At 63.4% G+C, this 11,612-nt stretch carries 14 protein-coding genes; 7 read left to right on the forward strand and 7 right to left on the reverse strand.

Going from position 1 to position 11,612, the window contains the following annotated elements; translation table 11 throughout:
* The first annotated feature begins 23 nt into the window (after positions 1 to 23).
* From JQ600_RS01545 to JQ600_RS01560, 4 genes are all read left to right on the forward strand, one after another.
* Complete coding sequence (locus JQ600_RS01545) at positions 24 to 1,442, forward strand: NAD(P)/FAD-dependent oxidoreductase (RefSeq protein WP_212386267.1); 1,419 nt, start codon at positions 24 to 26, stop codon at positions 1,440 to 1,442.
* A complete protein-coding gene (locus JQ600_RS01550; protein WP_212386268.1) occupies positions 1,442 to 2,122 on the forward strand; it encodes an adenine nucleotide alpha hydrolase in 681 nt (226 codons plus the stop codon). Before JQ600_RS01545 ends, JQ600_RS01550 begins: the two co-directional genes overlap by 1 nt.
* A 135-nt stretch (positions 2,123 to 2,257) precedes the next feature.
* Positions 2,258 to 2,623, forward strand: a complete 366-nt coding sequence (locus JQ600_RS01555) for a helix-turn-helix transcriptional regulator (RefSeq protein WP_212386269.1) — start codon at positions 2,258 to 2,260, stop codon at positions 2,621 to 2,623.
* The gene (locus JQ600_RS01560) at positions 2,598 to 3,110 is read left to right on the forward strand and encodes an SRPBCC family protein (protein WP_212489642.1); all 513 of its coding nucleotides are present in this window, start codon (positions 2,598 to 2,600) and stop codon (positions 3,108 to 3,110) included. The genes JQ600_RS01555 and JQ600_RS01560 overlap by 26 nt, the downstream gene beginning before the upstream one ends.
* 146 nt (positions 3,111 to 3,256) lie before the next feature.
* On the opposite strand, the gene JQ600_RS01565 is transcribed toward JQ600_RS01560, so the two are convergent.
* Genes JQ600_RS01565 through pheS form a run of 4 tightly spaced genes read right to left on the reverse strand, consistent with a single transcriptional unit; the run spans position 3,257 to position 7,981 of the window.
* On the reverse strand, positions 3,257 to 4,027 hold the full coding sequence (locus JQ600_RS01565; protein ID WP_212489643.1) for a sulfite exporter TauE/SafE family protein: 771 nt from the start codon (positions 4,025 to 4,027) through the stop codon (positions 3,257 to 3,259).
* A gap of 59 nt (positions 4,028 to 4,086) precedes the next feature.
* A complete protein-coding gene (gene pheT, locus JQ600_RS01570; RefSeq protein ID WP_212386272.1) occupies positions 4,087 to 6,495 on the reverse strand; it encodes a phenylalanine--tRNA ligase subunit beta in 2,409 nt (802 codons plus the stop codon).
* The gene (locus JQ600_RS01575; RefSeq protein WP_409363264.1) at positions 6,492 to 6,902 is read right to left on the reverse strand and encodes an endonuclease domain-containing protein; all 411 of its coding nucleotides are present in this window, start codon (positions 6,900 to 6,902) and stop codon (positions 6,492 to 6,494) included. Before JQ600_RS01575 ends, pheT begins: the two co-directional genes overlap by 4 nt.
* A complete protein-coding gene (gene pheS / locus JQ600_RS01580; RefSeq protein WP_212386273.1) occupies positions 6,899 to 7,981 on the reverse strand; it encodes a phenylalanine--tRNA ligase subunit alpha in 1,083 nt (360 codons plus the stop codon). Before pheS ends, JQ600_RS01575 begins: the two co-directional genes overlap by 4 nt.
* 145 nt (positions 7,982 to 8,126) lie before the next feature.
* Between pheS and JQ600_RS01585 the strand changes: the two genes are divergently transcribed.
* On the forward strand, positions 8,127 to 8,501 hold the full coding sequence (locus tag JQ600_RS01585) for a hypothetical protein (RefSeq protein ID WP_212386274.1): 375 nt from the start codon (positions 8,127 to 8,129) through the stop codon (positions 8,499 to 8,501).
* Positions 8,502 to 8,548: 47 nt separating this feature from the next.
* Here the strand turns inward: JQ600_RS01585 and rplT are convergent, their stop codons facing one another.
* Positions 8,549 to 8,908, reverse strand: a complete 360-nt coding sequence (gene rplT, locus JQ600_RS01590) for a 50S ribosomal protein L20 (protein ID WP_192736192.1) — start codon at positions 8,906 to 8,908, stop codon at positions 8,549 to 8,551.
* 80 nt (positions 8,909 to 8,988) lie between these two features.
* Complete coding sequence (gene rpmI / locus JQ600_RS01595) at positions 8,989 to 9,189, reverse strand: 50S ribosomal protein L35 (protein ID WP_008539890.1); 201 nt, start codon at positions 9,187 to 9,189, stop codon at positions 8,989 to 8,991.
* A 265-nt stretch (positions 9,190 to 9,454) separates the two neighbouring features.
* On the opposite strand from rpmI, the gene JQ600_RS01600 reads away from it, so the two are divergent.
* Positions 9,455 to 9,874 carry a hypothetical protein gene (locus JQ600_RS01600; RefSeq protein WP_212264100.1) on the forward strand — a complete coding sequence of 140 codons (420 nt, stop codon included), beginning with the start codon at positions 9,455 to 9,457 and terminating at the stop codon, positions 9,872 to 9,874.
* A 75-nt stretch (positions 9,875 to 9,949) separates the two neighbouring features.
* Positions 9,950 to 10,939: a Gfo/Idh/MocA family protein gene (locus tag JQ600_RS01605; protein WP_212386275.1), complete on the forward strand. Its 990-nt coding sequence runs from the start codon at positions 9,950 to 9,952 to the stop codon at positions 10,937 to 10,939.
* A gap of 70 nt (positions 10,940 to 11,009) precedes the next feature.
* On the opposite strand, the gene infC is transcribed toward JQ600_RS01605, so the two are convergent.
* Complete coding sequence (gene infC / locus JQ600_RS01610; protein WP_212264220.1) at positions 11,010 to 11,549, reverse strand: translation initiation factor IF-3; 540 nt, start codon at positions 11,547 to 11,549, stop codon at positions 11,010 to 11,012.
* Positions 11,550 to 11,612: the final 63 nt, after the last annotated feature.

The following is an 11,612-nucleotide window of genomic DNA, read 5'->3' on the forward strand; positions in this document are numbered from 1 at the left end:
TTCAAGGCCCCGGAAACCATGACATGACAATGACTCGCCGCGATTTCCTCTCGGCGTCCGCTGGCCTGGCGGTGATGCCGGTTTTCGGTGGGCGGGCAGGGGCCGCGCCCCTGCCACGCGAGGCTGACATTGTCGTGATCGGCGCCGGCGCCGCCGGTATTGCTGCGGCGCGGCGGATCATGGCGGCGAACCGCAAGGTGATCGTGGTGGAAGCGGCCGGCCAGATCGGCGGGCGCTGCCAGACCGATACCACCACCTTCGAGGTGCCGTTCGATCGCGGCGCGCGCTGGATGCACAATCCCGAAACCAACCCGATGATCAAGCTGGCGCGATCCGCCGGGTTCGAGATTGTCACCGCGCCGTCGGGCCAGAAAATCCGCATCGGCCGCCGCAACGCCCGCGCCGGCGAGACCGAGGAGTTTCTTGCAGCACTGGTGCGCGCCAACCGCGCCATCGACGAGGCCTCGCGCCGGCTCGACGTCTCCTGCGCCTCGGCGCTGCCGAAAGACCTCGGCGACTGGGCGGGCACCGCCGAATTCGTGCTCGGCGCCAATTTCGCCGGCAAGGACCTGAAGGATATTTCTGTTGTCGACAAGGTCCGCGCGCAGGATCGCAACACCGCGATCGCCTGCCGCCAGGGGCTGGGGACGCTGATCACGAAACTCGGCGAGCAGGTGCCGTTGGCACTGTCGACGCCGGCGAACCGGATTTCCTGGGGCAGCCGCGACGTTGCGGTGGAAACGCCGTCGGGCAAGATTGTCGCGCGCGCCGCCGTCGTGACGGTCTCGAGCAACGTGCTGGCGGCCGGCAACATCAAATTCACGCCCGACATTCCCAAGCGCACGCTGGATGCCGCCGCCAAACTGAGCCTCGGCAGCTTTGACCGCATCGCGCTGCAAATGCCGGGCAATCCGCTCGGGCTCGCCCGCGACGACATCATCATCGAGCAGAGCAATTCGACGCGCACCGCCTTGCTGTACGCCAATATGGGGTCGTCATCGCTGTGTTCGATCGACGTCGCCGGCTCGTTCGGCCGCGATCTCTCCGCCCAGGGCGAAAAGGCCATGATCGCGTTTGCGGTGGAGTGGTTGACCAAGCTGTACGGCAGCGAGGTTGCCGCGGCGGTGAAGAAATCGAGCGCGACGCGCTGGAACGCCGCGCCGTTCGCGCTCGGTGCGATGTCCGCGGCCGGGCCGGGCGCGCAGGCGTCGCGAAAGGTTCTCGCCGAACCGTTCGGCTGCATGTATCTCGCCGGCGAAGCCACGCATGAGACGCTGTGGGGCACGATCGACGGTGCCTGGGAAAGCGGCGAGCGCGCGGCCGAAGCGGCGTTGCGCAGGATCGGGGCGTTGAGAGATCCCGAACCGGCGGCGCCGCCACCGAAGCAGCGTCAGCGCGCGCCGCAGCCGAAGGCGGCGATGCCATCCTCGCAGTTCAACTGATGTCGCGACCGAAGGCGCTGATCTCGTGGTCGAGCGGCAAGGACAGCGCTTTTGCGCTGCACGAAGTGCGGCGCGCGGGCGAATTAGATGTCGTGGGTGCGCTGACCACGGTGACGGAGACGTTCGGCCGCGTCTCGATCCACGGCGTGCGACAGGAGATCCTGCAGGCGCAATGCGAAGCCGCAGGCCTGCCGCAACGGATCGTGCCGATCCCCTATCCCTGCCCGAACGAAGTTTACGAAGCCCGCATGGGCGAAGCGGTCGCGCAAGCCGTCGCCGACGGCGTCACGCACATGATCTTCGGCGATTTGTACTTGCGGGATATCCGCGCCTATCGCGAAGCGAAGCTCGCCGGCACCGGGATCACGCCAATCTTTCCGCTCTGGGACCGGCCGACGCCCGAACTGGCGCGGGCGATGATGGAATGTGGTCTGGAAGCCTATCTTGCGACCGTTGACATGAAGAAGCTTTCGGCGGAATTCGCCGGCCGCAAATTCGATGCGCAGCTGTTGGCTGAACTGCCCGACAGCGTCGATCCTTGCGGCGAGAACGGCGAATTCCACACCTGCGTGGTGGCGGGGCCGATGTTTTCACATCCGCTTTCCGTCAGCACCGGCGAGCGCGTCGAGCGCGACGGCTACGCCTATTGCGATCTGGTGATGCAGGCCGTGAATTCATAAATTCGGTTCTGCAAAGGGCACTCTCGCCTCACAAGCTAGCGAACTCGATCGACGACGCTGTGCGCACCATTTATTAGTTAGCCGTCTGGCTAACTGTTGTTGACCCGCGTTTGTGCCTCCACTATCGTTAGCTATATGGCTAACCAATCAATGCAACTCGACAACGTTTTCGGCGCCCTGTCCGACGCGACCCGTCGTGCGATCGTCATGCGACTATGCGACGGCGAGGCATCTGTCGGAGAGCTGGCGAAGCCGTTCGAAATGGCGCTGCCGAGCCTGATGAAACACATCCGGATTCTGGAGAGCAGCGGCCTCGTTGCGTCCGAGAAGACCGGTCGCGTCAGGATGTGCTCATTGCAGACGGAAGCTCTCGCAACCGTCGAGGTTTGGTTGGCGGCCCAAAGAGAGATCTGGGAGCAACGACTGGATCGCCTGGAAATGTACGTTGAGAGACTGAAGAAAAGGGAGAAGTCCAATGCCCGCAAACGCAAGTCAAAATGAAACGCCGCTGTCCACGTGGGCGCTCGATCGAGAGATTGTCCTCTCGCGCGTGATCAACGCGCCGCGAGAGCTGGTTTTCTCCGCCTGGACTGATCCGCGTCATCTCCCCCAATGGTTTGGTCCGGCCGGCTTTAAGGTCGAGACAAAGTCAATGGATATCCGCGTCAACGGCGAATGGCGGTTCGATATGATCGCGCCCGACGGCAAGCGATATACGAACCGGATGCAGTTCCGGCGCATCGAGAGGCCGCATTTGATCGAGATCGATCATGGCGCCGACAAAGACAACGATCCTGGCATATTCCGCACCACCATCACCTTCGATGAGCAGAGCGACGGCAAGACCGTCATCACTTTGCGTCAGTTGCATCCGACGAAGGCTCAGCGCGACGCGGGGATCGGATTCGGCGCGGTCGAATACGGTTATCAGACCCTCGAGAAACTGGCGCAGCATGTCGAACGCGATGGCGATCTAGTGCTGGAATAAATTTCGTCGTCCCGGCGAAGGCCGGGACCCATACCGCGTGATCTCACGTAAGGCAAAGGTAGCAGATATCTTCCGCCAAACTGCTGCCGCGGCGTATGGGTCCCGGCGTTCGCCGGGACGACGCAGAATTTGGAATCGTGCGGCCGTTAGCGCAGCACGCCATCCAGCGTCGGCAGGCCGGCGATCACGGCCATCGCGATCAGCGCGTAGCAGATAGCGCGGAACAATGCTTCACTGGCGCGGCCGAACAAGGAGGCGCCGAGCCAGACGCCGATGCCGTAGACGGGCCCGACCACCAGCGAGAATTTGATCGCATCCATCGTGATCAACCCGGTCAGGCTGTAGCTGACGACCGAGAAGAAATCCGAGGCGCCGAAGAACAGCAGGATGTTCGCCCGTGCGATGCTGGAGGCGATCGGCCGGCCGAGCCAATAGCCGACGATCGGCGGCCCGCCGGTCTGCGCCAGCCCGCTGCAAAAGCCGGATACGCCGCCGATACCGACGGAAATCGCGGCGTGGTCCTTGCCCCGGTAGCGCCAGCCGGAAAGCAGCAGCAAGAGCAGCGCAAACACGAAGGCGGAAATGATCCAGCGTGTGGTGACCGGCTCGAGCCGGCTCAGGAAATAGGTTCCAATGGGAACGCCGATCAGGGCGCCGAACACCATCACCGCGGTCGCCCTGCGGTCGGCCTGTTTCCACGCGTTCGGAACCAATGGTGCAGCCGCGATGAAATCGATTATCAGCAGCAGCGCCGCTACCAGCTGTGGCGCCGCCATGCTGCTCGCCAGCGGCATGAAGATCAGCGCCGAGCCGAAACCGGAAAACCCGCGTGCCAAGCCGGACACGAAAGCAATCGCGCAGATCGCGATTGCGGCGGCGAGGCTGACGCTGGCGGGGATGAGGCCTTCGAGGCTCATGTTCTGTTTCTAGAACGTATTTTTGGGCGTGATGTCCGAACCGCTCACGCCTTTCGGCATCATGCCCGCAACGTGCCGCCGGTCTTCTTGGTCACTTCGGCCACGATCTTCGCCGCCACCGCGTCGATCTCCTGGTCGGTGAGCGTTTTCTCGCGCGGCTGGATGGTCACGGCAATCGCGACGGACTTCTTGGCCTCATCGATGCCCTTGCCCTCGTAGACGTCGAACACGGTGACCCCAGTGATCAGCTTCTTGTCGACACCCTGCGCGGCGCGCACGATATCGCCCGCCTTGACGGCGCGATCGACGATGAAGGCAAAATCGCGCGACACCGGCTGGAACGCGGAGAGTTCAAGCACCGGTTTGGCGCGGGTCGGCTTCTGCTTGGCGTCGGGAATGCGATCGAGGATCACTTCGAACGCGATCAGTGGGCCGTCAGCGCCGAGCGCCTCCAGCGTGCGCGGATGCAATTCGCCGAAATAGCCGAGCACGTTTTGCGGCCCGATCTGGATGCTGCCGGATCGTCCCGGATGCAGCCAGCTCGCGCCGCCCGGCACGACCTGCAGCGCCTGCATCGGCGCGCCGGCGGCGGCGAGCACCGCGAACGCATCAGCCTTGGCGTCGAGCGCGTCGGTCTCCGCCGAGCCGGACCAGTGCCGCCCCATTCCCTTGGCGGAGGCAAAGCCGTGGCGCACGCCGGAAGCCGCGACCAGCTGGTCTTCCGGCTTGTCGCCCTTGAACACCTGGCCGACCTCGAACAGCGCGACATCGGACGAGCCGCGATTGGCATTGGCCTGCGCGGCGGCGATCAGGCCGGGCAGCAGGCTCGGCCGCATGTCGGAAAGGTCTGATGCGATCGGATTGGCGAGCGCGAGCTCGGCCTGTCCGCCGCCGAACAATTCCGCCGCGGGCTTTGAAATGAACGACCACGTCACGGCCTCAACCATGCCGCGGGCGGCCAGCGCGCGCTTGGCGCGGCGGGTGCGCAGCTGGATCGTGGTGAGCACCGGCTTGCGCGGCGCGTCACCGCGCTCGAACGGCGTCATTGGCACCTTGTCGACGCCGACGATGCGTACGATCTCCTCGACGATATCGGCCTTGCCTCCGATATCCGTACGCCAGGAGGGCACCGCGATCTTCACGATCGGACCGCTGCCGGCCACCATGAAGCCGAGATGGCTGAGGATGCGCTTCATCTCGACCAGCGGCACTTCGATGGCGGCGAGGCGCTTGACCTCGCTGAGCGGGAAGTCGATCACGCGATCTTCGCCGAAGGGGTTGCCGACGACGACGTTCTCCGACGGCGTGCCGCCGCACAGTTCTATCACCATTTTGGTCGCGAGCTCGAGCCCGGGCACCATGAACGCCGGATCAACGCCGCGTTCGAAGCGATAGCGCGCGTCCGAATTGACGCCGAGCTTGCGGCCGGTCTGCGCGATGTTGATCTCGTTCCACAGCGCCGATTCGATCAGCACGTCGGTCGTGTTCTCGTCGCAGCCGGAGGCTTCGCCGCCCATGATGCCGGCCAGCGACTCCACGCCATGCTCGTCCGCGATCACGCAGATACCGGGATCGAGCGTGTAGGTGCGGCCGTCGAGCGCCAGCAGGCTCTCGCCTTCGCGCGCGCGGCGCACGGTGAGATTCCCCGTCACCTTTTTGGCGTCGAACACATGCAGCGGCCGGGCGCGGTCGTAGGTCATGAAGTTGGTGATATCGACCAGCGCGTTGATCGGACGCAGTCCGATCGAAGTCAGCCGCTTCTGCAGCCATTCCGGCGACGGGCCGTTCTTGACGCCGCGCACCAGCCGCAGCGCGAAGCCCGGGCACAGCGTGGCGTCTTCCACCGTCACCGTCACCGGGCAGGGGAACTCGCCCTTGACCGGGCGGATACCGGGATCCCTGAACTTGCCCATATCGGCGGCGGAAAGATCGCGGGCGATGCCGTGCACGCCGGTGCAATCCTGCCGGTTCGGCGTCAGGTTGATCTCGATCACGGGATCGCCGAGCCCGGCCCATTGCGCGTAGGCAGCTCCGACGGGCGCATCGGCCGGCAGCTCCATGATGCCGTCATGGTCCTCGGAAATCTGCAGTTCGGCCGCCGAGCACAGCATGCCGCGGCTCTCGACGCCTCTGATGGTGCCGACGCCGAGCGTGATGTTCTTGCCGGGAATGAACGTGCCGGGCGGCGAGAACACGCTGATCAGGCCGGCACGCGCGTTCGGCGCGCCGCAGACCACCTGCACCGCTGCGCCACCATCGCCGGTGTCGACCATGCAGACACGCAGGCGATCCGCATTCGGATGCTGCTCGGCCGAAATCACCCGCGCAATCGAGAACGGCGCAAGCTGCTTGGCCTTGTCGTCGATCTGCTCGACCTCAAGCCCGATCATGGTGAGCTTGTCGGCGAGCTTTTCCAGCGGCTCGTCGGTGTCGAGATGTTCCTTCAGCCAGGAGAGCGTGAATTTCATGACGGTTGCTTTTCTTGCTCCCTCTCCCGCTTGCGGGGCGAGACGAGCGAAGCTCGCTCTTTGAGGGTTGGGGTGGGGGCTCTCTCCGCGACGGCGGCAGCAATTGTTTCAAGGACGCCTGCGCGATTCGTCATCACGTCATGATTGCTGAAGCGAAGTACCTGGAAGCCTCGGGCTTCAATTACGGACGATCGAACGGCATCAGCCTGCTCGGCCTGATCTGAAAAATGCTGCCCGCCATCGAGCTCAACCACCAGCTTTGCTGTATGACAGGCGAAGTCGGCGATGTAGTTCTTGATCGGCACTTGGCGCCGAAAGCCTATGCCGTTCAGCTTGTGATCGCGAAGTTCAGACCAGAGCATGCGTTCAGCATCGCTGGAATTCTTTCGGAGTTCGCGCGCGCTCACGTGCTCAATCCCCCCGCCAGCGTCGGGATGTCGAGCGGCTTGAAGCCGTAATGGTTGAGCCAGCGCACGTCGCTGTCGAACAGCTGCCGCAGATCCGACATGCCATACTTGAGCATCGCGATACGATCGATGCCCATGCCCCAGGCAAAGCCCTGATAGATGTCGGGATCGATGCCGCAGGCGCGCAGCACGTTCGGATGCACCATGCCGCAGCCGAGAATCTCCAGCCAGTCCTCGCCTTCGCCGAAGCGGATTTCACCCTTGTCGCGCCGGCACTGGATGTCGACCTCGAGCGAGGGCTCCGTGAACGGGAAGAACGACGGCCGGAACCGCATGTTGATGTGGTCGACCTCGAAGAACGCCTTGCAGAACTCATGCAGGATCCATTTGAGGTGGCCGAGATGCGAGCCCTTGTCGATGACGAGACCCTCGACCTGGTGGAACTGCGGCGTATGCGTCGCGTCGGAATCGATGCGATAGGTACGGCCCGGACAGACCACGCGGATCGGCGGCTTCTGGTTCAGCATGGTGCGCACCTGCACCGGCGAGGTGTGGGTGCGGAGCAGCATGCGCGAATTGTCTTCCTTCGGATTGAAGAAGAACGTGTCGTGCATCTCCCGCGCCGGATGGCCCTCGGGGAAATTCAGTTTTGTAAAATTGTAGTCGTCGGTCTCGATATCGGGACCTTCGGCGATCGCAAATCCCATATCGGCGAAGATGACGTTGACCTCTTCGAACACCTGGCTCAGCGGATGGATGCGGCCCTGTTCGGCCACCGCGTCGCGCAGCGGCAGCGTGACGTCGATGGTCTCGGAAGCGAGGCGGGCGTCGAGGGCTGCCGATTTCAGGATATCGCGGCGCGCGGTCAGCGCCTGCGTGACCTTGTCTTTGGCGACGTTGATCGCGGCGCCCTGGGTCTTGCGCTCGTCCGGCGACATTTTGCCGAGCGTTGCCAGCAGCGCCGAGATCGATCCCTTCTTGCCGAGTGCGGCAACGCGCACCGCTTCGAGCGCGGCTTCATCGGCGGCGGTAGCGATATCGGTGAGGATGGTCTGTTCGAGTGTGGTGAGGTCGGACACGGTCAAATCTCTTTCGCAAAAGGCCGCCGGTTGTCGCCGCTCCCGGGCTAAAACGTCAAGCAAAAAGCCCGTAACTGAAGCAGGCGGCTTTTGAACCCTCGATCCCGCACGCTCTACTCACGGTGAGTTCGAGAAGGAGCAATTGATGCGTTTTGGACCTGGGGTGGCCGTTCTGGCCCTCGTTCTGTCGTTTGCCGCACCCGCCGCCGCCGAGGACTGTCCGGCGAAGTCGAGGGACGACGTCTTGGCTGCGATGAAGGCGGCGAGCTGCAACCGTGCCATGCAAATCGCCTCGGCCTGCTCAGGCGGGGCCACCGGCGACGTTGGCCTCACCGACGCCGTTGAAACGAAATGCGAGGGCGACTTCCTCGCCCGCCTCAAGGCGCAGCAGAAAAGGGCCTATCAGCGCGAAAAGGATGCCTGCGACCGCAAGTACAGCGGCGAGGAGGGCACCATGTATATTTCGTTCGCTGCGTTCTGCCGGGCGAAGGTCGCCCAGCGTTACTCGCAGGTGCGCTGAAAGCTGCGAGCCCTGCACGGGCTCGCTGACGCCTCAAGTCGAGCGCCTCAGGCTGCGAGCGCAGCCTTGGCCTTTTCAGCGATCGCCTGGAACGCCGCCGGCTCGGTGATGGCGAGATCCGACAGCACCTTGCGGTCCACCGTGATGCCCGACTTCGAGAGGCCGTTGATAAAGACGCTGTAGGTCATGCCGAACGGACGGACCGCGGCATTGATGCGCTGGATCCAGAGCGCGCGGAACGTGCGCTTCTTGCGCTTGCGGTCACGGAAGGCATATTGCCCGGCCTTTTCGACCGCGGCCTTGGCGGCGCGGATGGTGTTCTTGCGGCGGCCGGAAAAGCCCTTGGCGGCCTTGTAGACTTTCTTGTGCTTGGCGTGAGAGGTCACACCGCGTTTGACGCGAGACATGACTGCTATCCTTAAAATCTGAAATCAGGTGACGGATTGCCGCGCGCACGCGGCCGGCTAAATCGGAAACGCGAGCGCGATCAGGCGTTCGGCAAGAAGTACTTCTTGACGTTGTCGCCGTCGGTCTTGAACAGCACACGCGTGCCGCGGAGCTGACGAATCTGCTTCTTCGTCCGCTTGATCATGCCGTGGCGCTTGCCGCGCTGGGCGTGCATCACTTTGCCGGTGGCAGTCACCTTGAAGCGCTTTTTAGCGCCTGACTTGGTCTTCAGCTTGGGCATTTGGCTCTCCTTTGGCCACAGGAAAACGCGCCCCGAGGGGCGCTTTTGCGGCTTAAAATGCTCGTTAGAGCGTTGAAAGTGCTCAGGTTTTTTCGAAAACGAAACCACCCGCACGGGGTCATCGACACGGCAGCCCTTAATCAGCCGGGCGATGAAGGCTGGGCTTATGGCAGACCAGACGCATGTTTGCAACGTTGAACCGGTAAACCCTGTGCTGTGACGAAGTCGTTGATGTGATCCCAGTCTCAGCCCGAACAGGACCAAAATGACCAGGTTTCATCGTTCCATTTCCCGCTTCCCCATCTTTTCCCACTTTTCGACCCTGCGCTGGCTCCCCGTGTTCGCGGCGCTTGCCGTGACCGTGGTGCCCTCCACCGCCGACGCGGCCAGAGCCTCAGGCGCCTACAACGGCACCTGGAACGTGGTGTTCGCCACCACCCGGGGTAATTGCAGTTCCGGCTACAGCGTCCCGTTCCAGGTGATGGGAACCCGGGTGTCATCGGCAGGCGGGGGCAGGGTCTCCGGCTCGGTCAGCCGTGGCGGCGCGGTTGCCGTCAACGTGTCGGTTGGCGCATCCAAGGCCAGCGGCGGCGGCCGGCTCGCCGGCACCAGCGGCGCCGGCTCATGGAGCGGCATCATCACCGGCGATCGCTGCAGCGGCACCTGGCAGGCCACCCGCAGCTGATTTTTGCCGTATCCGCCGCATTGGCTGTAGCTTGACGAAACGCGCGAAAGACGCGGTTCGATCAAGGGGCACCTGATGCTGGGAGTGGGTATTCTGGGCGCCGGATTTTTCGGCGCCTTTCATGCGCGCGCGCTTGCGGCCGTTCCGGATATCAGCGTCGTCGCGGTGTGCGCGGAGGAACTGGCGCTCGCCGAAGCTTTCGCCGCCGAACATGGCGGCAAGCCATATGGCGATTGGCGCGCGATGCTGGGTGACAAGTCGGTCGACGCCGTCGCGATCACGGCCCCGCATCATTTGCATTGCGAATTGGCGGTGGCCGCGCTGCAGGCCGGCAAGCATGTGTTGCTGGAAAAGCCGATGGCGCTGTCGGTCGCCGAATGCAGCCGCATCATTGCGGCCGCCGAAACCGGCCGTCGCAAATTGATGGTCGGGCAGATCATGCATTTCGTGTGGCCCTGCCTTGTCGCGCGCCAGATCCTGGATCGCGGTGAACTCGGCAAGCCCGTGACGGGGTCGAGTTCGCTGCAGAAAATCTGGATGGAGCAGAACCGCCGTGGCTGGCACCTTGATCCCGCCACCGGCGGCGGCATGCTGATGACCGCCGGGATCCATGCGCTGGACCAGCTGGTCTGGCTGATGAACGGCCGGGTCGGGTCGGTTTCAGCCGCGGTCAGCACGTCGTTTCACGATCAAAAAGCCGATGACAGCGCCATGATGCTGCTGCGCTTTACCGACGGCCGGTTCGCCCAGATGGCCAGCATCGGCTTCCGGGACGGCGGCGGAACCTTCGATCTCGACCTCGTCTGCGAGCGCGGCACGATGCGGATCGATTTGGATCGCGGGGTCGCCATCGGACAGAATGGAAAGTGGACCGACGTTCCGAACTCCCATGATCCCGCGTGGATGCAGAACGCCGTCGTCAGGGAATGGCAGGCGATGGCGGCGGCGATCGTTCATGATGTGGATGCGCCGGTTACCGGCGACTACGGGCGGCACATCATTGCGTGCATCGATGCCGCCATGATTTCGGCCCGCGAACGCCGGGACGTGGAAGTCGAGGCGTGACGCCAATTGAAAACGCCCCCGGATCAATTCCGAGGGCGTGTTTCGCTATCGATTGAACGCGTATTGCCGATCAGCGCGGCGCCAGTACCATCACGACCTGGCGGCCTTCGAAGCGCGCGTCCTGCTCGACCTTGGCGAACTCGGCGACGTCGGCCTTGACCTTGTCCAGCAGCTTGGTGCCGATCTCCTGGTGGGCCATTTCGCGGCCGCGGTAGCGCAGGGTGATCTTGACCTTGTCGCCTTCCTCGAAGAACCGCTGCATCGCGCGCATCTTCACGTCGTAATCGTGATCGTCGATCATCGGCCGCAGCTTGATCTCCTTGATCTCGACGACCTTCTGCTTCTTGCGGGCTTCAGCGGCTTTTTTCTGCGCGGAATATTTGAACTTCCCGTAGTCCATGATCTTGCAAACGGGAGGATTATTGTTCGGCGAAATCTCGACAAGATCCATGCCCGCTTCAAGGGCCATCTTGACGGCCAGCACGGTTTCGACGGTGCCGTGGTTGAGGCCGTTCTGATCGATCAGCTGGATCTGCGCGTTGCGGATTTCATCATTGGTGCGCGGCCCGTCTTTGGCTGCAGCGGGCGGGGCTCTGTTGGGACGGCGAATGGGTAATTCTCCAATGCTGTGAAGGAAGGCTATATTTTGAAGCAATACGCGGCGCTGAGCAAG

Origin of the sequence: Bradyrhizobium sp. AUGA SZCCT0176, assembly GCF_018130145.1 — a bacterium.
In the GTDB taxonomy this organism is placed as follows: Bacteria; Pseudomonadota; Alphaproteobacteria; order Rhizobiales; family Xanthobacteraceae; genus Bradyrhizobium.

Bases quoted from the DNA above. Each gene is read 5' to 3' on its own strand.
- JQ600_RS01585 (WP_212386274.1), top strand. From the start codon at position 8,127: ATGCGTTTTGGACCTGGGGTGGCCGTTCTGGCCCTCGTTCTGTCGTTT.
- pheT (WP_212386272.1), bottom strand. From the start codon at position 6,495: ATGAAATTCACGCTCTCCTGGCTGAAGGAACATCTCGACACCGACGAG.
- JQ600_RS01565 (WP_212489643.1), bottom strand. From the start codon at position 4,027: ATGAGCCTCGAAGGCCTCATCCCCGCCAGCGTCAGCCTCGCCGCCGCA.
- JQ600_RS01560 (WP_212489642.1), top strand. From the start codon at position 2,598: ATGCCCGCAAACGCAAGTCAAAATGAAACGCCGCTGTCCACGTGGGCG.
- rplT (WP_192736192.1), bottom strand. From the start codon at position 8,908: ATGTCTCGCGTCAAACGCGGTGTGACCTCTCACGCCAAGCACAAGAAA.
- JQ600_RS01605 (WP_212386275.1), top strand. From the start codon at position 9,950: ATGCTGGGAGTGGGTATTCTGGGCGCCGGATTTTTCGGCGCCTTTCAT.
- rpmI (WP_008539890.1), bottom strand. From the start codon at position 9,189: ATGCCCAAGCTGAAGACCAAGTCAGGCGCTAAAAAGCGCTTCAAGGTG.
- JQ600_RS01550 (WP_212386268.1), top strand. From the start codon at position 1,442: ATGTCGCGACCGAAGGCGCTGATCTCGTGGTCGAGCGGCAAGGACAGC.
- JQ600_RS01545 (WP_212386267.1), top strand. From the start codon at position 24: ATGACAATGACTCGCCGCGATTTCCTCTCGGCGTCCGCTGGCCTGGCG.
- JQ600_RS01555 (WP_212386269.1), top strand. From the start codon at position 2,258: ATGGCTAACCAATCAATGCAACTCGACAACGTTTTCGGCGCCCTGTCC.
- JQ600_RS01600 (WP_212264100.1), top strand. From the start codon at position 9,455: ATGACCAGGTTTCATCGTTCCATTTCCCGCTTCCCCATCTTTTCCCAC.